Origin of the sequence: Streptomyces lonarensis, from assembly GCF_012033735.1 — a bacterium.
Classification (GTDB): domain Bacteria; phylum Actinomycetota; class Actinomycetes; order Streptomycetales; family Streptomycetaceae; genus Streptomyces; species Streptomyces lonarensis.
In genome coordinates, this window is record NZ_JAAVJD010000001.1 from 38,487 (window position 1) to 59,283 (window position 20,797).

At 65.9% G+C, this 20,797-nt stretch carries 19 protein-coding genes and 1 pseudogene; 2 read left to right on the plus strand and 18 right to left on the minus strand.

What is annotated here, in order from left to right:
* Positions 1-17: 17 nt before the first annotated feature.
* The 14 genes from HCN56_RS00190 to HCN56_RS00255 all read right to left on the minus strand — a co-directional run bounded on the left by HCN56_RS00190 (position 18) and on the right by HCN56_RS00255 (position 14,237).
* Positions 18-1,955: an AAA family ATPase gene (locus HCN56_RS00190; protein ID WP_167967341.1), complete on the minus strand. Its 1,938-nt coding sequence runs from the start codon at positions 1,953-1,955 to the stop codon at positions 18-20.
* On the minus strand, positions 1,955-2,527 hold the full coding sequence (locus HCN56_RS00195) for a hypothetical protein (RefSeq protein WP_167967342.1): 573 nt from the start codon (positions 2,525-2,527) through the stop codon (positions 1,955-1,957). The genes HCN56_RS00190 and HCN56_RS00195 overlap by 1 nt, the downstream gene beginning before the upstream one ends.
* A complete protein-coding gene (locus HCN56_RS00200; RefSeq protein WP_167967343.1) occupies positions 2,524-3,882 on the minus strand; it encodes a dsDNA nuclease domain-containing protein in 1,359 nt (452 codons plus the stop codon). Before HCN56_RS00200 ends, HCN56_RS00195 begins: the two co-directional genes overlap by 4 nt.
* A gap of 142 nt (positions 3,883-4,024) precedes the next feature.
* Entirely contained in the window at positions 4,025-4,462 is a 438-nt protein-coding gene (locus HCN56_RS25675) for a hypothetical protein (protein WP_209312175.1), read from the minus strand.
* On the minus strand, positions 4,462-4,977 hold the full coding sequence (locus HCN56_RS00210; protein ID WP_245245767.1) for a hypothetical protein: 516 nt from the start codon (positions 4,975-4,977) through the stop codon (positions 4,462-4,464). The genes HCN56_RS25675 and HCN56_RS00210 overlap by 1 nt, the downstream gene beginning before the upstream one ends.
* Positions 4,974-6,422 (minus strand): type IV secretory system conjugative DNA transfer family protein, encoded by a 1,449-nt coding sequence (locus tag HCN56_RS00215; RefSeq protein WP_167967344.1) that lies wholly within the window; start codon positions 6,420-6,422, stop codon positions 4,974-4,976. The genes HCN56_RS00210 and HCN56_RS00215 overlap by 4 nt, the downstream gene beginning before the upstream one ends.
* A gap of 46 nt (positions 6,423-6,468) precedes the next feature.
* Complete coding sequence (locus HCN56_RS00220; protein WP_167967345.1) at positions 6,469-6,687, minus strand: hypothetical protein; 219 nt, start codon at positions 6,685-6,687, stop codon at positions 6,469-6,471.
* A complete protein-coding gene (locus HCN56_RS00225) occupies positions 6,684-7,052 on the minus strand; it encodes a DUF6238 family protein (protein WP_280923204.1) in 369 nt (122 codons plus the stop codon). Before HCN56_RS00225 ends, HCN56_RS00220 begins: the two co-directional genes overlap by 4 nt.
* Entirely contained in the window at positions 7,049-8,482 is a 1,434-nt protein-coding gene (locus HCN56_RS00230; RefSeq protein ID WP_167967346.1) for a putative type IV secretion/conjugal transfer ATPase, read from the minus strand. Before HCN56_RS00230 ends, HCN56_RS00225 begins: the two co-directional genes overlap by 4 nt.
* The gene (locus HCN56_RS00235) at positions 8,479-10,005 is read right to left on the minus strand and encodes an SCO6880 family protein (RefSeq protein WP_167967347.1); all 1,527 of its coding nucleotides are present in this window, start codon (positions 10,003-10,005) and stop codon (positions 8,479-8,481) included. Before HCN56_RS00235 ends, HCN56_RS00230 begins: the two co-directional genes overlap by 4 nt.
* Positions 10,002-11,588, minus strand: coding sequence for a TrbL/VirB6 family protein (locus tag HCN56_RS00240; protein WP_245245769.1), 1,587 nt, complete (start codon positions 11,586-11,588; stop codon positions 10,002-10,004). Before HCN56_RS00240 ends, HCN56_RS00235 begins: the two co-directional genes overlap by 4 nt.
* Positions 11,569-12,651: a hypothetical protein gene (locus HCN56_RS00245; RefSeq protein WP_209312176.1), complete on the minus strand. Its 1,083-nt coding sequence runs from the start codon at positions 12,649-12,651 to the stop codon at positions 11,569-11,571. The genes HCN56_RS00240 and HCN56_RS00245 overlap by 20 nt, the downstream gene beginning before the upstream one ends.
* A 228-nt stretch (positions 12,652-12,879) precedes the next feature.
* Positions 12,880-13,218, minus strand: a complete 339-nt coding sequence (locus HCN56_RS00250) for a DUF8827 family protein (RefSeq protein ID WP_167967349.1) — start codon at positions 13,216-13,218, stop codon at positions 12,880-12,882.
* Between the two features lie 38 nt (positions 13,219-13,256).
* Positions 13,257-14,237, minus strand: coding sequence for a C40 family peptidase (locus tag HCN56_RS00255; RefSeq protein ID WP_167967350.1), 981 nt, complete (start codon positions 14,235-14,237; stop codon positions 13,257-13,259).
* Between the two features lie 1,173 nt (positions 14,238-15,410).
* On the opposite strand from HCN56_RS00255, the gene HCN56_RS00260 reads away from it, so the two are divergent.
* Complete coding sequence (locus HCN56_RS00260) at positions 15,411-16,322, plus strand: hypothetical protein (RefSeq protein ID WP_167967351.1); 912 nt, start codon at positions 15,411-15,413, stop codon at positions 16,320-16,322.
* A 226-nt stretch (positions 16,323-16,548) separates the two neighbouring features.
* Positions 16,549-17,297: pseudogene (locus HCN56_RS00265) on the plus strand (transposase).
* Here the strand turns inward: HCN56_RS00265 and HCN56_RS00270 are convergent.
* From HCN56_RS00270 to HCN56_RS00285, 4 genes are all read right to left on the minus strand, one after another.
* A complete protein-coding gene (locus HCN56_RS00270) occupies positions 17,288-18,271 on the minus strand; it encodes a DUF2637 domain-containing protein (protein ID WP_167967352.1) in 984 nt (327 codons plus the stop codon). The pseudogene HCN56_RS00265 and the gene HCN56_RS00270 sit on opposite strands and share 10 nt — an antisense overlap.
* 65 nt (positions 18,272-18,336) lie before the next feature.
* On the minus strand, positions 18,337-18,756 hold the full coding sequence (locus tag HCN56_RS00275) for a DUF6195 family protein (RefSeq protein ID WP_167967353.1): 420 nt from the start codon (positions 18,754-18,756) through the stop codon (positions 18,337-18,339).
* Entirely contained in the window at positions 18,753-19,103 is a 351-nt protein-coding gene (locus HCN56_RS00280) for a DUF4326 domain-containing protein (RefSeq protein ID WP_167967354.1), read from the minus strand. The genes HCN56_RS00275 and HCN56_RS00280 overlap by 4 nt, the downstream gene beginning before the upstream one ends.
* A complete protein-coding gene (locus HCN56_RS00285) occupies positions 19,103-19,831 on the minus strand; it encodes an ATP-binding protein (RefSeq protein ID WP_167967355.1) in 729 nt (242 codons plus the stop codon). Before HCN56_RS00285 ends, HCN56_RS00280 begins: the two co-directional genes overlap by 1 nt.
* Between the last annotated feature and the right edge of the window lie 966 nt (positions 19,832-20,797).

Below are 20,797 nucleotides of genomic sequence, written 5' to 3' on the forward strand. Positions count from 1 at the left end.
CGATGGTGTCCGCGGGCCTATGCCTCATAGCCGTGTTCGGCACGGTGAACATGTTCAGGCCCAGGGTGTGCGACGCCGGGAACCATGGGGCGGTTGTAGTCGAGGGGGATTGTGCTGAAGGTGTCGCTAGGGATGGGAGCGGTGTCGTTGTCAGCGATGATCAGCTGTAGCTGGTCGCCGTAGGCGTCTGCGAGTGCCTTGAAGCGGTCGTAGATGCGGTTTCCGCGTTCCTGGTCGTCTGGGTTGCTGCCCAATGCCTTGCGCGGGGAGTCGATGATCAGCAGGGAGGGGACGAGGACATCGGGGTGGGTGATCCCGAACTCCAGTAGGGCGAGGCTGTAGGCGATGCTCACGCATGTCGTGATGCCGCCGCCAGAAGCCTGCAGACTCTCGAAGGGACTGCCGTCGATCACCGGCAGGTAGGTTTTGGGGTCAATGGCCGCCGCTTGTACCCAAGGTAGATGCAGCTCGGCGAGCAGAGTGAAGAACTCCTGGCTCAAGTCGTCTACGAGTTGACCGCGGGCTGCGAGGGCCAGGGTGCGACTCTTGACGTCGGCCTGGACGTGCGTGCGGGTCGCCGTGAGGTCCTTGACCTCTTGGCTGATGGATCGTGCGCGAGCCCAGGCATCACGCAGCTGGGTGACGGCGTCGATGCTCGCTCCGAGCGAAGCTACGCGGGCGCTGGAACTGGCAATCGCGTCGAACCGGGGCGCGACTATGTCCCGGGTCTGCACGTCCAGCTCGCGTCGAAGGGTGGTGGTGAGGAAGTCTGCTTGTTGGACGCGGTCACGCGCAGCTGCAAGAACCTGCGCATCAGCTTCGCGAACAGCTTGTGCGTCTTGGAGCTGTCTTTCAAGGGCCTCCCGGGTTTGCTGGATGGCTGCAGGGTCGACGGACTCGTCCGGGGGATCGTGTTGCAGGCAGACAATGCAGTGGTCCTCTTGGACCGGCCGTCCTTCCAACCGCTGCATGCAGCGAGGGCAGACGACGAAGTCGAAGGGAGACAGCTTTTCGATCGCGGACGCGGAGCGCTCCAGGCGCAGAAGATCGAGTTCGACCTGCGCGACGACTGATTCACGGGCTTCGAGCAGCTCGCGTGCGGCCTCGGCTTCTTGGTTGGCGTCCCTCGCGCCAGAGACGGCCCGACGGAGCTCCTGCCGGAGAACGGCATCGGCCGCGCTGCTCTCCTCCAGCTCTGAGCGCAGATCATTGAGGGCACGTTCAGCGAGGGACAGCATCTCCCGTAGCTGAACGAGTTCCGCACGGAGCGCGTCATCACTTCGCGAGTCCGACTCTCGGAGGAAGTTGCTGACGTTGTCGTGCTCAGATCTCTTCGTCTTCATGTCTGTCAGGAGCTGTGCCGAGCGCTGCTTCAGGTCCAGGAGCACGCTGTCCGTCAGTCCGAAGATGATCTCGAAAAGAGCTCGGCGCATTCCGTTGAAGTAGGTCTGCTGATGGCGAACGATCTGGGTGTCGATGTAGATCGCTTCAAGGTAGACGTACACGAATAGGGCCTGGAAGGTCACGTTGGCCTTGGCTGCTTTGCCTTCCCGACGCACGGGAATTGACGCACGAGGGAACCTCAAGGAGCTCAGCAAACGGTCGGACAGGGTTGTCTGACCGGCCTCCGCGCGGATGACGAGGCTTTCGCGGAGTTCCAGTGTGACGGGGTCGAGCACATCCACCCGGTTGCTGCCAGCTTCGCCGATCAGCCTTCGGAGCGCCAGGTGCTCGTCGCCGACGAGGACCTCCGCACACACCGAGTGGACGTGATCGCGCACGGCAGGAGTGAGGATGGCGTCACCGCCGACGGCGTGCTTGAGCAGCATGAGAAGGCTGGACTTGCCGCTGCCGCTCGGTCCACTAATCACGGTGGCCGGCTGGTCGAAACGGTAAGTCTGCTCCGCGTCTGCGGTGGTGAGAGTCAGGGCGAGGAACTTCAGGTTGACCGCCATCAGATATCCGTCCGCCAGGGCCTGTCCACCGCGTCGGGCAGGCGCTCATAGATGAGGTTCTTCAGGGCTGACCCCGACTTGTCGAAGTGCTTCTTCAAGAGCGCCGTGCGTCGCGAGACGAGCACCCAGTCAGGTGTCTCGGACAGAGCCGCCGCGGCCTCAGCGCCTCTGGCCGTGACGCGGAACTCAGTCTGGTCGCCACCCGCGTACGTGATGAGGTCACGGGCCGCCAGAGAGCCGAGGACGCTGTAGTAGCGCTGATCCCACGGCCCGTACTTGTAGCGGGTCATGCGACTCTCGACGGCCCGCCGCTCGGCGGCTGTGGGCTCGATGCCGTGGGGCCAGCTGGAGCCGGTCTCGTCGAGTAGACGCTCCAGCATCGCCGGATAGCGAAGTAGGAAGTCGAGTTTGGCCAGTTTGGTGAGTCCCGCAAGGCCCTTGCGTGACGTAGTGAAGCGTCCGACCAGCAGTAGAACTCTCGCGTCGTGGTAATGAGCCTCACGGCGCTCCTCACTGCGAGCCTGCACCTTGATGCGCGTCTCGGAAGTCAAACGCTCAGAGGCGTTGCTCACGATGCCTCCTCGTCGGAGATCGTGAAGACGTCGGAGAAGTAGTAGTCGCAGTCGTCGCACAGCTGATACGCCAGGCCACGAAGGTGCTTGCCGTTAACCTTGAACGGCAGGGTCGCCGACATCGCTTCAGGAGTCAGTCGCTGCCTCAAGAGCCGGTTCATCCGCGCCCCGTACGGCTTGCCCTCCTCCGTCTCGCTCAGGGCGTCCGCACGGCAGTCGAAGGCGGTATCCAAGACCTCCAAGCGCATGTTGGCGAGGTCGAAACTGTCTCCTGGCAATCCCGACTGGTGCTGTTTCCAGGCGACGTACCATGCCGAGCGCAAACTCTCCGCGTGCGCGACCTCGTCGTCCGGAACCTGCCCCTGGACCAGCTTCTTGCGGAGATTCACTCCTCCGGGAGCGACCATGGGGAGTCGACCAGGAGCGAAGGTCGGAACGGTGATTTCGCGGTAGACGAACTGCTCGCGCACGGTGCGGGCGTGCAGCGTTCGGCGGGCGATGCGTTGTCGCATCTGCACGTTCTGGAGGACCCTGCTCGGCGTCACGATGTACTCGGCTAACTGGCCACGCTCGCCCTCGCCGCGGTTGGCCTGCTCGATGCGCTCGACGATCTGGCGGTAGGTGGCTTCGTCGTCTACGTGGTCCAGCTCCAGAGCCAGGACGGCCGGCCGGAGGAGCTGCTGCAGGTTGTGGTCGGTGATGAACCTGGACGAAGGCACGTTCTTGTAGTCGATATGCAGCACGGCCAGAAATCTTTTGATCGTGGTGACGAAGCCGTCGGGTACGGCGATGTCAGCCATCGCCTTGGTTTCCGGCACTTCGGGGATGTGCGGGTACGGCTGCTTCCAGCGAATTTTCAGGAAGTGCCGCGCGACGGTCGTTGCCATCGCGTCGACGTCCGCAGTGACCTCTGGATCGGGGCCGCACATTCTCGCGAGCACAGCGGCATTGCCCTTGCCGGTGTTCAAGGCGCCGTTCGTGGTGAGGCGCAACCGAACGTTGTCTGCGCAACCACACGCGCGCCAGGTGTTGAACAGGTGTGCCAGGCCCCCGTCTTTGCATAGATCGCCGACATTCCACAGGGTCCGGTGGTACTGGCGGTGTTTCACCGACACAAGTTCGACGGTGCCATCCTTGAAGGCGATGGCAAAGTCCTCGTGCCACTCGCAGACGACGTACTCGATCTCGTCCCGTGTGAGCATGGCCAGGCATGCCTGAGCAGCCACTTCGGCTTGGTACCGATACAGCCGTGAGGTGTCGGTTCCGCCATCCTCGCCTGGCGCCCGTTGAAAGATCGGATGCACGAAGTCGTCGGCGTCATCCACTGCGTCCGCTGTCACGTCGACCACAACCACCCCCAAGCCGTACGCGCACCGAGCCCTGATGGGTGTCGGTGAGCCGAAGATCCTCAGGCTTATCACAGTCCGGATGTGTGACGTAACCGAGTGATGGCATAAATCTGGAACGATCAGATGACCAGATGCTTGGTGTATTGACCTAGAGCGGCGGGGCCTCGTGGCCTGGTTCGGCCAGGGAGGGGTGGTCGAAGGGACCGCCGTGGCGTTCGTAGAGGTGACCGCGCGCCCCAGTTGTAGTCTCGCGGACCGCTTCGGGCATGTCTGGAGCCGCCTGCGTCGCCTGGTGCTCAGCGAACCTCGTGAACACCACCTCCGCGCGGCCGAGGGTCAACCGTGTGGCCCCATAGGGCCCGACGGCATAGCCGGTCCGGTGTCCGTGCCGATGCAGTTCCTCCACGGCGAGCACGCCGGCCTCAGGCTCCGGCGCGTCCGACGGTGGGACGAGAGCATGCAGCTCTTCGTTCCATTCCCAGCCGAGGTCGCGCAGCACGGTGCGGGCCTCCTCACGCTCCCATCCGCTTCGTGCGACCAGACCGCGGCGCGGGTCGGACGCGAACACCACGTCGGGTTCCGGCATCACTGCGACTTCGGCCCCTTCTGGTCGTTCTGCTGGTCCTCAATGCCATGAGCGGGCGCTGCCGGCCAGGCGGCGAGCTGGAACCGTGAGGGCCGATCCTCGTGGCGGCCGACCCTGCACTCATCGGCGGCCTTCCCCAGCACCTTGTTCATGCGGGTGAGGAACCGGTCGTACTGTTCGTGCCAGACGATGGCCGCTCCAGCGTCTCGGTAGGCGTCGGGCCGCGCGAAGGCCAGTGCGGCGATCTCGTAGGTCAGGTTCCCGTGATGTCTCCAGCACGGGGGGATGACGTCCTGTGGCTGCCAGGCGTAGGTCTGGTTGAGCCATCGGCACACCGAGTCGAGCCATGCGGGCAAGGGCGTGATCAGCTCGACTGTCAGCGCGCCGAGGTCCCAAGGCGCCGGGCCGTCGACAAGGGACTCCTCGGCGGCACACGCCGCGATGTAGTCGACGACGAGTGCCGGCGGCTCGGGGAACGGGGCGAGTCGGGCGAGGGCGGTCGAGGGCGGCGTCACCGGACTGCTCCTTCTCTACGGAGTTTCCACTCGGCTGCATGCGCTCCCAGTTGCTGCTTCTCCGCGCTGGCTCGACGCGATCGTTCAGCCTCGTTGGCCGCCCTGAGGGCGGCGACGTGCTGCTGGATGGCTCCCCAGGAGTCCCACGTCCACATGCCGTCGAGGCGGGTGATGACGGGAGGCAGGTTGTCGGCGAGCACAAGGGCGTGCCCGTCGGCGAGGGCCCTGATCTGGTCACCGCGAAGCACCGGCTCCACCGCCATGTGCGTTGCTGTGGAGTGCCCTCCTCGGTCTCCACCGGTGGTCGTCTTCGTCGTCCGTGCGCGCTCGACCTGACCGCAGAGGTCAGACATGTCCTTCAGGAACGAGGGGTCCTTCGCGCCGCCGAACACCACGACGTGGTTCGTGAAGGACGCGAGCTCGTTCGCCGTGTCCTCTCCGAAGCGGGCGCGCGCCGATGCCCAGCCCTGAAGGCCGTAGATGACCGTGATGCCGCGGCCCCGGCCGTCAGCGACCCGCTGCCGCAGCGAGGGGATAGGCGCGGTATTCGGTGCCTCGTCGAGCGCCGCGAGGAGAGGTGGGTCCAGCCTCCCGGCCTGGGAGGTGAGTGCGTGCGCTTCGGCGACGTCCAGGAGGTCTTCCGTGACGGCGGTCGTGAGGGAGGCGACGGAGTTGACCTCCGAGTCCTTCCCCAGCAGGTAGACGGTGCCTCCCTCGTCGAGGAGCTGGCGGAAGTCGGTGGGAGGCTCCCCGCTTCCCTGAAGCGCGCGGACCACCGACTCGTGCATGAGAGGTTCGAGCGCCGCGTCCAGCGTGCTGGCCGTGTTCCCCACCGTGCGGCTGTCCCCGGTCGTTGCGGTCCGGAGCATGTCCGACCACCCCGGGCCGGCGCCGGGGTGGGCGTCGAGGATGCCGACCGGTGCTGGATCTGTCAGCTTGCGCGCCCAGGTCAGCACGCGCTCAAGCGACGCCCCGTCCAGTGCGGCGGCGTGGAGCAGGGCCGCGAGCACCTTGGCTGCCTGCCCCTTGTAGAAGGCGCTGCCTTCGCTGGACTGAGCGGTTGCGCCAGGAATCCGTGAGCCGGCAACGAACGCTTTGGCCCTCATCATGGCGATCTCCGTATCCGCGGCACCGGTGATCAGCGACCAGCGGAGACGGGGGAGCGATGGCGAGATGCCCTGCGGGTCGAAGACCATGACCGGTCCGCTTCGTTGCCGCGCGTCCACCGTGAGTTCGACCAGGTCGGGCTTGGTCGACGTGGCGACGACCGGACCGTCCCAATGACGGATCGTGGGAGCGAAGAAGCGCAGCGTCTTTCCGCTGCCCATGGGGCCGATAACTCGACATGCCTTGTCGGCGCGTGACCACAGCTTCGCTCCCTTCGGCTTCTGAGATATTCCGAGAGAGTATCCGAACCTGTGTGGGTCGGCTGCGTTGCGTCGCATGTATCTCGCCTCCGTTCTGCGTGAGGATACGGCCGTGGTCTTGCGGTCACTTCTTCTTCGGTTTGTCTCTGTCAGGTGAGGGGCGGATTTCCTTGGCCTGAAGTACCGCTCGGGCCGACATGTGGCGGCGAAGGAGTCTCTTGGTCGCGAACCCGGCGTTGCGGCGGTCGCGAATTCCGAGCAGCCAAACCGCGATGAGCGAGAGACCGCAGAGTGCCGAAAGGGCATAGAGGCCGAGCGTGGCCCAGTCCGGTAGGGGGTTCACACGCCTGTCCTCCGGGCGACTCTCGCGGCCAGGTACCGCATCCGGCGTCCGCAGAGTCGCGCCATCGACGCAGCTGGGCCGGCGGCCCTTGGCGGCGCTCTGTGGAACGCGGCGTGCAGGTCCTCCGCCGCGCGCCAGAAGTGCGTGACGGCTGTGCGGGCTCGGCCTCCCGCCGCCGAGTAGTCGCCGCGGTCCAGCTCGCCGGCCAGCTGTCCCGTACGGCGCGCGAGCGACAGTGCGTCGGAGTGGAGCTGGTCGAGGTCGTCGCGCACGCGGAAGCTGTCGGGGGCGAGCGGAGCGGGCATCGGAGTCTTCTCCCTCTGGGCGACTGAAGCACCCGGCTTCTGGATGTGGTTGGGGCTCATGTCTCGTCCGGGGCTGTGGTGGCGAGATCCGTCATGGAGCCTGAGGAGAAACAGAGGTGTTGCTCTGCCTCGACCAACAGGTGCTGGACGCCGGGGTATATGACGTCGCCGACCTTCCATAGGGCGATACCTCGACGCAAGCGCATGATGTGCTCTGCTGTCCACGCTGGAAGGCCCAGGCGAGCAACTGTCTCCTCTGCTTCGGATTTCTTCTGCGAGTAGATGACAATCGTGTCTGCCATCTTCAGCGATGCTTGAGTTTCGGGGCTGTCGTCGATGTCCGACAGGTGATGCACGATGAAGATGCAGGATAGTCCGTATCCTCGTGCGAACTTAAGGAACTTCTCCAGCAGGGCGGCGAGCTGAGGTGTTCCGAGAATATGCCATGCCTCTTCGCACACCAGAATTCGTTTGCGCTGTGTGTAACGTCGGCACTGCGAATCCGGGTTGGGGCCGATCTCCCAGGCGCCGGAGTCGGCGTCGACGACAATGCGCTCGTGGCGGCTGGGTGCGGTCCCGCACTCGCACAGGGGCCGGAGCCAGACCTCTTCAAGGAAAGTGCAGATCACTGCGACGAGGATCGTCGTCGCTACGCCGCCGCTGGGCACCTTCGTGAGGTCGAACACGACCATGTCGGCGTCGAGCTCGACACCGATGCTGGTCGGGCCGTCGAGCATTCCGGTGAGGTCGCCTGTCGCGTCCTGACCCCCGCAGAGACGGTCCAGGACGTAGGAAGCTTCGAGGCCGTCGGCGAGGAGTTCGTCGAGCGTGCGCTGCTTGGCCGCCGCGTCTGCGGGGTCGGGGGCCCGCAGCGCTGCCGCGACGTCTGCGAGAACCGGCTGCCGGGCCGCCTCGGCCGCTCGCTCCCGCGCCCTGCGGATCGCGAGACGCAGCGCGGAGCCGGCGAACTCGTCGAGACGGTTGCCGAGCCCGACCTCTACGATCGTCCGCACCAGCTCGATCTGCCTCTTGCCGGAGATGGCCGGGTCCATCGGGTTGATGCAGGACGCACCAGCCCCGCCCCCTGGGGTGAACCGGACGGGGGCCTTACCCGTGATGGACCGGCCCAGCGCCGCCCACTCGCCTTCTTCGCGTTCCTTCTGCTCCTTGGTGTCCAGCACCACGACCTGCCGGCCGAGGCGTATCTGTCGTGCCGTGTAGGTCTTCGTCAGAGCCGACTTGCCGCGGCCCGTGTCGCCCATCACGATCATGTTGCCGCCGGGAAGCCCGTCGCCGAAAGCTGAGAACGGGCAGTAGATGAACGCCTTGCCGCTGTAGAGCTCCCGGCCGATGATGGCGCCCTCTGTGCCCAGGGTCGGCGGTGCGATGGGCAGGTAGAGGGCCTGGCTGGTGGTCGTCTCGGTGTACAGCGGGCGCCGAGCCGTCTCGTGCATCGGTGTCAGCACACCGACTTCGAGGAGATCCGTCACTTGATGCCTCCGGCGAACGGCAGAGTGGTCGCGAACGCGCGGGCATGCTCCAGGTCCAGCCATTCAAGGCGCAGATGGGCGTTCCGGGCGCGGGATGCCGTGGTCCGCTTGGTGCGGTCCAGCTCTTCGGCGCTGCGTGCGGAGATCGTGATGTAGCCGACGACCGCGGCGCCGGCCGCTCCCGACGAGGCGAGCGCCATACCCCGCGAACCGGTCGCGCTTGCCGCGATCTGGTCGCGCGGGTCCACGTTCTTGCCGCGCTGACGGTCTCGGTGCATCTCCGCCTGGTTGTTCGTGTCCTCGGCCAACATGCGCTCCACGGCCTTGTCGTTCGGTTCCAGCTGTTGAGTGATCGCGATGGTGCGGATCACGTCCGGCATGCCGATGAGCAGAGGTGAGAGGAAGTCCGGGCCCACCGGCGTGGTGGGCCATCCGACAACGGCGGCTGTGGCGTGGAACCAGCTGCCGGCGGAGCCTGCCGCGCGCGTCGCCACGTGTGTGCCCGGTCGGACATCGACGTTCCGCGGGAAGGCGTGGGCCTGCGGAAGGCCCGTGTCCCAGATCGCGTGGTCAGGGTCGTAGCTGTTACGGATGAACGCGGTCAGTCGACCCTCGTCGAGCGGCGCGATCACCGACAGACCGGCGTCCTCCGCGCGGGACCACAGCTCGTCCAGATAGGCCGCCATTGCTGCCGCGACGCCGTGGTCACCAGCTCCCCGCGCCGCGCCGTCCGCCGCCAGGTCCCGCGTGAATCTCGCATGGATGGTCACGAAGTACCGGTGCTCTTCAGCGCTGGTCGAGACAGCGTCTGCCAGCACCTCGTACGACTCCTTGAGCCACTGCGGTGCTCTGTCGGTCGCCGCCGAGTCATCACGTCGGTCGATGAACCGCTGGTGGGCGTGCGGGTCGGATTTCATCTGCCGCGCGAGCACCTGCACCCGCTTGACCGGATGCTCCTCGACGTTGCCGAAGGCATCCAGCAGTTCGCCCCAGCGCTCCAGCGCGACGACCTGCTCCTCGACCTCCTTGCCTCCCAGGCCGGGTGATGCGATCTCCAACGATGCGGTCACGCAGCGGGCCTCCGGCTGAAGGACGACGACAGCGCGTTGTCCGCGCACTGCGACGGGAACCCAGGTCATCCCCGATACCCCCTCCGGCGCCGCGAGCGCTGCGTCCGGGGGTGTACCACCTCGCCGAACCCCCGCCTCGACAGCAGGCGAGACCCACACCCCTCCGGTACGGGCGAGCGCACGCCGGTGGTAGCGGTTGATCCGCCACCAGCGGTAGAGGGTCCGACGCTGACCGGTGCCACGTGGGCGGTAGGGCGCGTACACAACGGCAAGCGCCACCAAAATGGGCGTTACGAGGCCAGCAGTGGCCAGCGCGGTCACTCCGCTGAACAGGTAGCCCAGTGCCACGCCAGCCGCCGCTCCACCGCCCAGGACGACCTGTTCCCCGAGGTCTCGGCGGCCGACGAGACCTGTCGGTCGGTGGCGGCCGAACTGATACGTACGCGCGGTCATGAAGCGTCCTTGGTGTTGGGGGGCCGACCGGCGGTTCCACCGGGAAGCGGCGCACTCGTCGGCTTAGGAGCTGCTGCTGGCCGTGTTCCAGGGGCCGGCCCCGAAGCTGCGGACGGGAACCTGCCGGCACCCGGAGGTGCTGTTCCTGGCGGAAGAGGGGGCGCCCCCAGGCGTCCCGCGGGCTGACTCGTCCCCCCTGGCGCTCCCGTGCTGGACGGAAGCGGAGGCGTGGCGCCCTTCGCCGTCGCCGGCTGCCCGCCGAGCGTCTGCGGCGTCGCGCCACGGGAGTGGTCGCGTCCCTGGCCCTGGCCGGGCCCCTCACCGGAGGCCCCGGCTCCTTGCGCGCCGGGCGACCCGGCCGCCTTGTCCTTGGCGAGGTTCACTCCGGCCTTCGCTGCGGCTGCGGCAGCCCCGGCCGGGCCTGCCGCAGCAGTGCCGCCGCGACCCACGGACGCGGTGCCTCTGGCTGCGCTTCCCCCGGCCCTGCCTCTCACCAAGGAGTCCTGGACGTGGGAGTTGATGGCCCTGTTGGCGTGCTGGCCGGGGCCGTCGATAGCGGACGCAGGGCCCGACATCTGCGCGCGCCTACGGTCGTGGTTCAGCGATGCCATCTCGTCACCGAACGCGGGCAGCCACTTGTAGAGGGTGGCGGAGGCGAACACCGCCAAGAGCAGGATCAGCGCACCCACGAGCGTCGTTGACACAGCATCCGACATGTCCCCGGTGGAGTCGCTGAGAATTGCGCCTCCGAGCCCCAGCAGCGCGAAAAGGATCGGCTTGCTGAGTCCGATCGCGAAGATTGCACCGAACCACTTCTTGCTCTTACCCCAGAGATCTCGGTCGACGAGACCCGCGTTGACCACGGGGCCGAGGGCAACCGCCACGTAGATGGCCGCGCTGCGGATGAGCAGTTCAACCCACATCAGCAGTGCGCCGAGCAGCATTACAAGGTTGACCACGAAGAGTTGGCCGATCCCCTCGGAGGGGTTGGATGCCATGACTCCCAGGACGTTCTCCAGGAACGGCGTGAAGTTCGAGACGGCGTATGGCTCGAAGATCGCTGTCACTTCGTCGATGGCTTGCATCAGGAGGGCGATCGCGCCGGGTGTCATTGCGTTGACAACGAATTGCAGCAGCAGGAAGCCGATCGCCTCGGAGACTGCGGTGGTCACGGCAACGCCGCGGATAGCGCGCTTGGCTACGGCAATGAACCACAGAGCCACGGTGAAGATGCTCGACGCAGCAAAGATGATCGCGTACTGCTTCAGGAACTCGGGACTGGTGAGGTCAATCCTCGTGGTGTTCTGCATTAGTTCCAGCATCTTGTGCAGGAACCAGATGTTCGCCTCCGTCAGCTTTTGCAGGAGGAAGCCGAGCGGGTCAGTTGCGAAATCGACAGCCGACGCCACCTCGCAGACCATGGGGATGTAGCACAGCGGGTTCGCAACCGCGACGGGGACAAAGGCGAAACTGATCGTCACCGTTGCCCACAGCACCGTTCGGAGACGCCGCTGCCACGGCCCCGGCTCGCCGCGCTCGATCGTGATGAGTCCGGGAGCGTCTTCACGCAAGAGCAGGCGCATGGCTGGCACCTCCCATGCCGGCGAACCGCTCGGCAGGCGCGGACTCATGCAGCGCGGGCGGTGCAGGAACAAGCGGTTCGGAAGGTGTCACGGCCGTCGTCTTCCAGGTGCCGTCGCTCCAGACAAGGTCGACGGTCATGCGGAGGAAGCCGATCTGAGGGCGTTGCGCTTCGTCGCTGCCTGCGAAGCCGCCGACAGAAGCCGTCCACAGTTCGACACTCGCGGCGTGACGCGACTGGGCGATGGTTCGCGTGGCGAGTACCGCGGTCCTCGTGATCAGCTCACTGCCGTCCCTGGTCTTCCCGTCGGTGCCCAGCCCCCGGTTCTCGGCCACCAGCTGTCCGGTGGCCTCCGCGTCCGACATGGCTGAGTCGAGGACGCTCGGTGCCGCCGTGGCCGCGAGCATGCGGCTTCTCCACGTGCTGTCCGCGAAGAACCGCGGATCGCCGTACAGCATCACGGCACTGACGGCCGCTGCCTGGGCTCCGACCTCCTCTCGGGCGTATCCCGCGGGAAAGCCGTCATCTCCGGTACTGCCGCTCAGCACCGGGTCACTGGCGGATGTCGCAACGTAGTCCGAGAAGTCCTCCGCGACGTTCGACGCCTGCCGGACGTCGATCGGCGTCACCAGGCCGGTGGTCCGCGACATGTCGTGCAGCTTCCAGTCGCCGGACTCCCAGACCAGCGTGACCGTGACTGACTCGAACGCGGCAGTGGGCGGGGGCCCGGACAGGTTCCCGCGGACGTTCGTCGTCCACAGCCTCATCATCGCTTCGTCCTCGTCGTGGCCCAGAACGTGGGTAGAGAGCACCGCGGTTCTGGCGATTGCCTTGTCCGGCCGACGGGAGTCTCCCTGAAGGGCATCGGCCACGCTCTTGGCGTCGCGGTCCGCCTTCGCCGTCAGCGTCTCCTTGGCGCTGTCGGCCGCCATGACCGACAACGCGCGATGTCGAGCAGCCTTCTTGGTGAGGACGTCGGTACTTCCGCCGGTCGTCACGTAGTTGGCCGCCGCAGCCTTGGCGCCTGCTTCTGTGCGGGGGTGACCGACGGGGACGCCGTTCACGACACGAGGCCGCTCGCTGCTTACCGCGTCCTGAACGTACTCAGGCACCGGAGGCGGGGGAGGGGCGGCCGTTGTCGAACTGCCCGTGACGAGGCTGACGGCGACGCCTCCTGCCGTGAGCGCAGCGGCGCCGCCGGCCGCGAAGCTCCAGAACCTCGTCGGCCGTCCACGTCTGGCGGGTCGACCCGCGTAGCTGCCGTTATTCGTTCGGGATCGAAACACCATAGGTCACACACCCATGCCGTAGGTGATGGCGAAGATGGTCCCGAAAGACGCCACGAGGAACACGGACACAAGTCCGCCGACCATCATCCCCTTTCCGCGTGAACTGTCCATTGTGCTGTGCCCTTCCCCGAACCACCCCCTGCTCTTCCCGATGCCTGCGAGGAAAGCCGCGCCGCCGATAACCAGAACAGCAGCCGCGATCACACCGAGAATGACCTTTGCCGTCGCGCCAAGCTCCCCGAACGGGCCCCAGTCCGGCCGTACGCCGCTCACGACGTCCGCGCCAGACGCCAGGAGTGAGTGAGACGAGTGGTCGACCGCCATGGACAAGATGTCGTACATGTTTCACCTCGTGATTATCGTGCGCTGAACTGGGGAGGTTATCCGATGTGCCGCATGGCGATGATCTGCGGTTTCCAGTAGCTGAGTGGTTTGATGCGCACCTGTGCCCCGGTGCGTGGGGCGTCGATGACGCGGCCGTCACCGATGTACATGCCGACGTGTTCTGGCCCGGCGGTACCAGGGACCGTGAAAATGAGATCACCTGGACGAAGCTGGGATATGCTCTCGACCGCGGTCCCCGCGTGCACCTGGTCGTACGTGACCCGGGGCAGATTTACCCCGGCGGCCGACCAGGCCATTTTGGTGAGAGAAGAGCAATCGCATCCAGTCGGCCCGACGTAGGGCGCAACGCAGGTTCCACCCCATTGATACCAAGTGCCCAGTGCGGTCTTGGCCGCGGAAATCGCAATACTCGCGCTCTCCCCGGGCGGAGAATCCGAGGTGTCGAGTGCTGCCCATTCGGCTGCCAGCTCACGAATACTTCGGACGTAGTCACGTGTTTCAGGGAAGGGTGGAACTCCGTTGTACTTGTGCACCGCCCCACCACCGGCGTTGTACGCAGCGAGCATGTTGTCGGTCGAATCCCCGGGAACCGACTCAACCTCGCGCGCCAGGATGCAGTTGTACTTCGCCTGCGCGGGGACCGCGTCGGCAGGGTTCCGGGCGTCCTTGATCCCGTCGCCGTCGCCGTCGACACCGTGGGCCAGCCACGTCGCGGGCATGAACTGAGCGATACCGACAGCGCCGACAGGGGACGTCGCCTCCGGGTCGAACCGCGACTCCTGCCAGAGCTGCGCCGCGAGAAGCGACGCCGTCACCTGAGGACACTCATCTGCATGCCGGTTGACCAGCTCGCGCACCCAGCCGGGTACGGGAGCATCAGCGGAGAGGGCCCCGCCCGGCCCCGCGGCGCCGGCGGCAGCGCTGTCCGCCCCGCCGAAAGTCGTCAGGAGTGTGGTCCCCGACAGGACGACCCCCGCCACCAACACCAGCGCGGCTACCTGTGAACCCTTGCTCATGCCTGGCTCTCACGCCCATGGCAGGTCGGTTACCTGCCAGCCGTCGGCCCCGGCCTCCAGGCGCAGGGCCAAGTGGACGCTGCTCGTCCGAACATGACCCGACTCCGGAGTCGTGGTCAGCGTGTAGCCGACCCGGACAATCGCAGCCGAGTCGGTGACAGCGGGGGCACCGTAGGGGACGCGCACCGAGGTGATCTCTACCGTCTGACGGGCTCCCTCGGAACGCAGGGCGGCCCAAGCGGCACCCTGACTCGGGCGCTTCTGCCTCAACACTGAAGCCAGGGGACCGGACGCGTGCTCAGCGGCTCTCGTGCCGGCGTCAACGTAGGAGCTGTCGCCGCCGTCCCGCGCGTCGTGTTCCGCGTAGGCCGCTGTGAAGGAGCGCGCCACGCGCTCAACCTCCCGGGGGACGGCAGGCGTCGATGTGGCCGCAGCTTCGGTACTCGGGGCGGACGGCTCTGGGGCGTCGGTCGAACCGGAGGACGACTGCGCTGGCGGGCTCATGACTTCACCGCGAGTCGAGCTGGAGCAGCCCGTCGACAAGGCAACCAAGCAACCTGCCACTCCTATAGAAGCTGATATGGGTACGAAGCTGATAGATCTAGGCATGTCGGTACCAAGGTCTTGATGCGGGAAGTCGGACTTTCGAACGGCGCGGCCCCGCAATGCTTGGGGCCCTGCTTATTAACAGGACGGTGTCGCATCGGGGTTGGCGGCGAGCTGGCCTCGACGTCCGAAAGCCCTTGGTGTGCTCGTCACGTCTGAATCATGGCAGGAGTGCGCGGACAACTCGAGGTAGACGACAAGCGGGAACTTGATTCCTGGAACTAACTTCCAGAATGCTTGGCTAGCAATCCTCGATTACGGGACGCTCAGGTCCATCGTGCGCGATGAGTGGGGCCCGAGTGGGCTCCGTCGTTTCCGCTCGGGGTCCGCAGATTGGGCGCCCTGCGCCTCTCTGCTGGCCGTCTTGCGAGAGCAGCGGCAGGCGGACCGCTGCTCTCACAAGACGTTCCACCGGCCGGCACTTCAGGGCGGCAGTAGGCGAGTGGTTGCAGCGGCAACGGGGAGTCGCGACATGTGGCAGCCCTCGGGGCTGCGGTACGGCTCGGCAGGTAGGAGTCGCCCTCGCCGACGAACGCAACACGCTCGATTGCCGATATGATCACTGCCATGAGATCGCAGATCACCTTTGAACAACTGCTGTCAGGAGCACAGTATTTCGCGCATCTAGCGTTGGCCGCGCATGCAGATGAGGCGACCGAGGTCTTTCTGCTTCACGCAGGCGTCAGCGTTGAACGCATGGCCAAGGCGACGCTGGTCCAGGTGCATCCCACCCTCCTCGCGGAGGTGAAGGGGAGCGACGACATGCTGCTGCACTTTGCGGGTGCGACCTCTGCCCCTCCCCGCCGCTTCCACACGGTGGGAGCTTCAGTCGCGATCAGTCGTCTACGGAAGATGGGCGTCCTGCCTAGGTCGGGGGATCTGGACGCTCTGATCGAGTTGAGAAACGGCGTCGCCCACCTAGGGGCAAGCACGGCTGAGGACTACCTCCTCCCCTTCCTTGAGGCCAACGGAAAGCTTTTGGAACACACAGACCAGGAGCCTGCCGTTTTCTGGGGACCGTGGGCAGACTTCGTCAAGACCACCGTCGATGAGAACCTCGGCCGTGCTCAGAGAGAGACCCAGCGACGTATCTCGCAAGCCCGCTTCAGGATGAAAACCCGCTTCGAGAGAATGCCAAAAGGGGCTGCCGAACAGCTCGCCACTGCCGTGACAGAGCCAGGGTTCGTCATTGATGGGCGCGTCCCCAGTGGGGTGCTCTTCCGTACCCCGGTCAGGTGTCCCGCGTGTGACACACAGGCTGCTGAGCTCCTCCTCTGCGCTGACAACGATGCCTTGCTCTTCGAGATGGAACTCATGGTTGAGGGGTTGCTGTGCAGGCTTTGTGGCCTTGGCCTCGTGGGTCCGGAAGAGGTAGAGAGCGCCGGGCTTTCTCCGACTGTGCGTTACAGCGTTGAAGACCTCACCGATGCTGAAGAGGCCCTAGCCCACGAGCAGCAAGCCCTCTACCGCAGCTGGTAGACCGGCGTCTCCGTGGGACTGCAAAGAGAGCGAAGTCAGACCGTCCGGGGAGTTCTGTTCCAAGTTGTGAGCGGTGCCGGCTGTTCTCGATCGGTCAAGGGCTGCTTCATTGAGCTTCTTCGAATTGCCACCGATCGGGTGATGAGCCGTGAAGCGCAACGAGCGAGGCCCCCGGGCCTGTTGATCGAGATGTCTGACGTCTCAATCACGTTGTTCGGGGGCCTCGTTGGTCGTCCATCCTGGCGCACTCGACCTGCCGCATGCACTCGTGGAGGCGGTCACGATGCTGATCGTCACCCGTGAGGGCGACCGGCGCTGCAAGCTCCGTCCGTCTCAGCGCGCGATGGTGGCACTGGTGTACCTGCGCGAACACACCACTCTCGCGAAGATCGCCGTCGGGTTCGGGATCAGCGATTCCACCGCCCACGCTTACACCAACGCGGTCGTCGACCTGCTCGCCGAGCGTGCCCCCGGCCTGTTGAAGACGCTGCGCGAGCACGAATCCGACCACGTCGCACTCGACGGCACCCTCGCCGAGTGCGACAGGGGCGGCGACGGCCGGGCCGACTACTCCCACAAACACCGGCGCTATGGTGTGAACGTGCAGGTCGTCACCGAGCCCGGTCGGCCGGATGCTGTGGCTCTCGCCCGCCCTGCCGGGCCGCGCCCATGACCTGACCGCGGCCGGTACCCACCGGTTCATCGGGATCTGCGAGCGTCAGGGCGTTCCCATCCTGGCCGATCTCGCCTACCAGGGCGCCGGCCCGTGGCTGAGCACCAACTTCAAACGCAGGCCCCGCAGGGAAACACCCCCACCGAAAGACCCTCAATTAAGTACTGGCCGCAGCGCGAGCACCTGTTGAACGCGGCGCCGCTCGGCTGAAGTCCTGGCAGATCTTCCGCAGGTCCCGCTGCAGCCCCATCCGTATGACGTCAATCGCCAGAGCCATCCTCGCCCTGGAGCGTCACGGCTGAAGAAGCTCGTTGTCCTCTTCCTTCAGGCGGGCCAGCAGCACGCCAAGTCGGTCGTTGCTGATCGCCTGGTGCTTGCGGACGGCGCCTGCAACGACTTCGCGGCTGGTCCGTCCGGCCTGTCGGGTAGCGCCTCGCGCAATTGGTAGCAGCTCCTCCAACCAGTCGTCGACCGAGTCTCGGGGCTGGGGACATTCCGCGTTGTCCGGGACGGTCGACTCCTCTCCGTCCGCAGGAGCGCGGACCGCTGCGGACCCTGTGGATTCGGCGTCCCCGGGCGCCGCCGTAGCCGGCGCCTGGTCCCCACTCCCAGCATCCGGTCCGTCCGCGCCTCTGTCTCCGGCCCCCTCCACGTGCGCTACTGCGGAGGGGCGGGCCGCTGGGTCAGCGGCCCACGCTGCTGTGGCGAAGCCCCGCGGATCGGACGGGCCACTCTGCGACGGCTTCGTCGGCATCGGTGCTGGTGCTCGCTGCGGTCGAGGGCCGGGCTCGGCCGTGCCGCGTTGAGGTGGAAGGGCCTGCTCTCGGACCGGTCCGGGAACAGCGTCGGACCGGTCCGGGACTGCTCTCTCTGCGGTCCGCGCCATCAGGATGTAGAGATGGACGGACCCCGCCAGTGCCAGGGGCGCCAGCATCGACAGCGCACCGACGATGTTGTCCGTGAGATGCAGAGTTGATTGCTCCGCGTGGGGAGAGCCGTTTACGGTGACTGCGTGCAAGGCGTTCGCGCCGAGGCTTGCACCGGTCGCCGCGAGGAACAGAAACCATGCGTACAGCCGCGCGGCGAACCGCTCGTGCCTCAGGTGCACGATCGCGCGGACGCCGTAGGCAATGAACCCATCGATGAACACCGGGAAGAGGTAGGACAAGGTCTCTCTGGCATGGATCGCGAGGGCGATCTGACGCAGCGCGTCGTAGGAAAAGGCGAAGCCGGCCACGCCGAGCAGGATGATGACGCTGCGGTCCCACACCGTCATGCCACCCGGGCTGCGGCTCTCCTGCCGCTCTGTGGCCTCGACGGCGCCGACGCGGGCATGAGGCATCAGAGGTTGCCCCCGTCGTGCGAGCCGATGTCCTGCCAGGCCGGCGAGCGCGACAGGAGCCGGCCGAGCCCATCCAAGGACGTCACCTGGTGCGCTTCCGTTCGCGGACAGCTCGTGCACGAGACGCGCAGAACGATGCGCTCTGTTCCGCCCTGGTCGGCGTAGTGCAGCTCGAAGCGCTGCCCGCTGAGCGTGCCGAGTTGCGCGGATGCTTGGAGGTCTTCATCAAAGCTGAGCAGGCTCAGCGCTTCCCAGCCGAGTGTGACTGCGGCGTCTCCCAGGAGAGCGCGAGCGTACTTGGACGCTGCGGTGACCGACCTCGGTCCCCAGGTGCGGAACGCTGCTTCCCGTGCGGTCTTGTGACGCGCTTCCGTGGCGGCAAGGTGTCTCAGTGCGGCCGACATGATCGGATGACTCATCGGGGGTCTTCCAGGAGTTCAGTGGTGCGCGGTGCGGTGCCATCGCCCAGGCTGTTGGCGAGGCGTAGGAGGACATCGGCATGGCACGGGGCATCGAGCGGACACGTGCACATGAGGTCGAGCCCACGCAGCGCTCGGGCGAACTGGGTGGAGTAGTGGCGTCCGACCGAACCGCGGAGGGTGGCTTCGAAGAGGTCCACGGACTCCTCGGCCTTCATCGGGGGGCCAAGTGGGGACCGCGCCCCGGCAACGTAGGGGTTCGCGTACGGGCTGCGTGGGCCGACGTACGCACATGTTGTGGAGAGCGCAGCCGCGTCGCTGGGGACGCCACGAAGACGGACGGGCATCACGCAGCCCTCCCGCCACGGCGTCGGTCGGCCCCGACCATGGGGACGAGGGTCGTGACCATCTCCGCCAGGCGACTGGCCACTCGGGCCCCGACAAAGTCCGTCAGATCAGGCCCGTGTGAATCGCGAGCCGGAAGGTTGGACGTGATGATCGTCGGAAGGCAGTGGTTGTACCTGAAGTTGATCAGGCGGTATGTGATTTCCTCAGTCCACTCCGAAGTCTTCGCCGTGCCCAGGTCATCGAGGAGCAGGTATTGCACTCGACCCAACCGTTGCAGCTCGTGCTCAGCTGAGCCGAGCACGGGTGACGGACGCAGGTTGCCGTACATGTCAGCCGAGTTCACAGCAATCAGCTCGAAGCGGCTGGGCGCGCCAGCTGCGATTCTCCGCAAGGCCCCGTACGCCTGATGCGTCTTTCCCGTTCCCGTTTGCCCGGTGAGCAGCAGGCCGCCCGCGGCAGCGTTATCCGCGAGTGCGCGGTCCGCCCAGCCGATGACTCCCGGCAGGGTTGCTTCCGCATCGTGAAACCGAGGAGGGGTAGCCGTGTGCCAACGGTTCAGCGCGTAGTCGGCCCGAGCCCGGTTGTGCCACTCCCTGTTCCCAGGGTTGTCTTCCGGCGGTTCGTGGGCGTTTTCAGAACCCGGCACGACCTGAAGTCCTCTCGCGGCGAGTATCCGTTCCAGTGCGCGCATCGACCTGGAGCTGCCGATGCGTTCGGGTTCGGCCATTGTCAGAATCCGTTCTGGTAGGCGCTGGCGGAAGCGGTGTTCTGAAACGGCACCCAGCCTCCGGGCTGCCGACGCAACGGCACGACATTTCCTTGAGAGGTCGCTTCGGAGGCGTGCGAGGGCAGATCTGCCCAGATGCGCAGCAAGTAGCGGGCTGACTGGGGTGGACGTTCGGCGTTCCAACGGCGGGCCACTAGGTCAACCAGTCGCTCAACTCCCCAACGCGTGACGAGAGCTGTTACCCGATTCCATTCGGAATCAGTCAGTCGCCACCCCACGAGCATGCCGGCGGACGTCAAGGCCGTCACCAGGTCCCGTGCCCCATCTGGGATTGTCACCATGTCCTGTCGGGTCGTGGTGCTCTTTCTCCCCGACCTCGGGGAGCTAGCTTGCTCGGTTGTGGTGGTAGTACTCCCGTAGGGAGTACTACCACCACGCACGCGCGAGGACGATACTTCCGACTCTGGGGGCTGGAAGTGCCTACTACCAGCTTCCGTAGCGGAGTTCTGGGGCGTAGGTTCCCGGAACTCTATTCCTGATCCTGCCTCTTGAGAGGGGGGATCAGGTACCTCTTTCCCTGAACCGGACCGGTCTGCAGTCGCCGCTCTGCGCAACAGTCTGGAGATTGAGTAGGTGTTCGGGTTGGAGGCGCCCCCTCCACGCTCGTGGCTGAGTTCTCCAAGTCGTGTCAATTCTGCGAGGCACTTCGTGATCGATCGAGGAGTGAGTCGAGTGAGCGTAGAGATTTCCTCTAGGCTCAGCTTGGCCGTACCGTACTCGTCCGCCTCTCTGGCGAGTGCCAGCATGACGAGCCGTGAACCCCTACACGCCTTGGACTGTGACCAGACCAGGTCGGTCGCGACATCGCTCATCGCCGCTCACCGCCAGGTATCGTTATGCGTCGACGGGGAGAAAGGCCGAAGGTGTGATCGTCCTCAGGGATATAGCCGCTCTCATGCGGTTCTG

Bases quoted from the DNA above. Each gene is read 5' to 3' on its own strand.
- HCN56_RS00240 (WP_245245769.1), bottom strand. From the start codon at position 11,588: ATGCGCCTGCTCTTGCGTGAAGACGCTCCCGGACTCATCACGATCGAG.
- HCN56_RS00255 (WP_167967350.1), bottom strand. From the start codon at position 14,237: ATGAGCAAGGGTTCACAGGTAGCCGCGCTGGTGTTGGTGGCGGGGGTC.
- HCN56_RS00215 (WP_167967344.1), bottom strand. From the start codon at position 6,422: ATGCGACGCAACGCAGCCGACCCACACAGGTTCGGATACTCTCTCGGA.
- HCN56_RS00235 (WP_167967347.1), bottom strand. From the start codon at position 10,005: ATGACCGCGCGTACGTATCAGTTCGGCCGCCACCGACCGACAGGTCTC.
- HCN56_RS00270 (WP_167967352.1), bottom strand. From the start codon at position 18,271: ATGACGGTGTGGGACCGCAGCGTCATCATCCTGCTCGGCGTGGCCGGC.
- HCN56_RS25675 (WP_209312175.1), bottom strand. From the start codon at position 4,462: ATGCCGGAACCCGACGTGGTGTTCGCGTCCGACCCGCGCCGCGGTCTG.
- HCN56_RS00285 (WP_167967355.1), bottom strand. From the start codon at position 19,831: ATGGCCGAACCCGAACGCATCGGCAGCTCCAGGTCGATGCGCGCACTG.
- HCN56_RS00225 (WP_280923204.1), bottom strand. From the start codon at position 7,052: ATGAGCCCCAACCACATCCAGAAGCCGGGTGCTTCAGTCGCCCAGAGG.
- HCN56_RS00280 (WP_167967354.1), bottom strand. From the start codon at position 19,103: ATGCCCGTCCGTCTTCGTGGCGTCCCCAGCGACGCGGCTGCGCTCTCC.
- HCN56_RS00275 (WP_167967353.1), bottom strand. From the start codon at position 18,756: ATGAGTCATCCGATCATGTCGGCCGCACTGAGACACCTTGCCGCCACG.
- HCN56_RS00190 (WP_167967341.1), bottom strand. From the start codon at position 1,955: ATGGCGGTCAACCTGAAGTTCCTCGCCCTGACTCTCACCACCGCAGAC.
- HCN56_RS00260 (WP_167967351.1), top strand. From the start codon at position 15,411: ATGAGATCGCAGATCACCTTTGAACAACTGCTGTCAGGAGCACAGTAT.
- HCN56_RS00250 (WP_167967349.1), bottom strand. From the start codon at position 13,218: ATGTACGACATCTTGTCCATGGCGGTCGACCACTCGTCTCACTCACTC.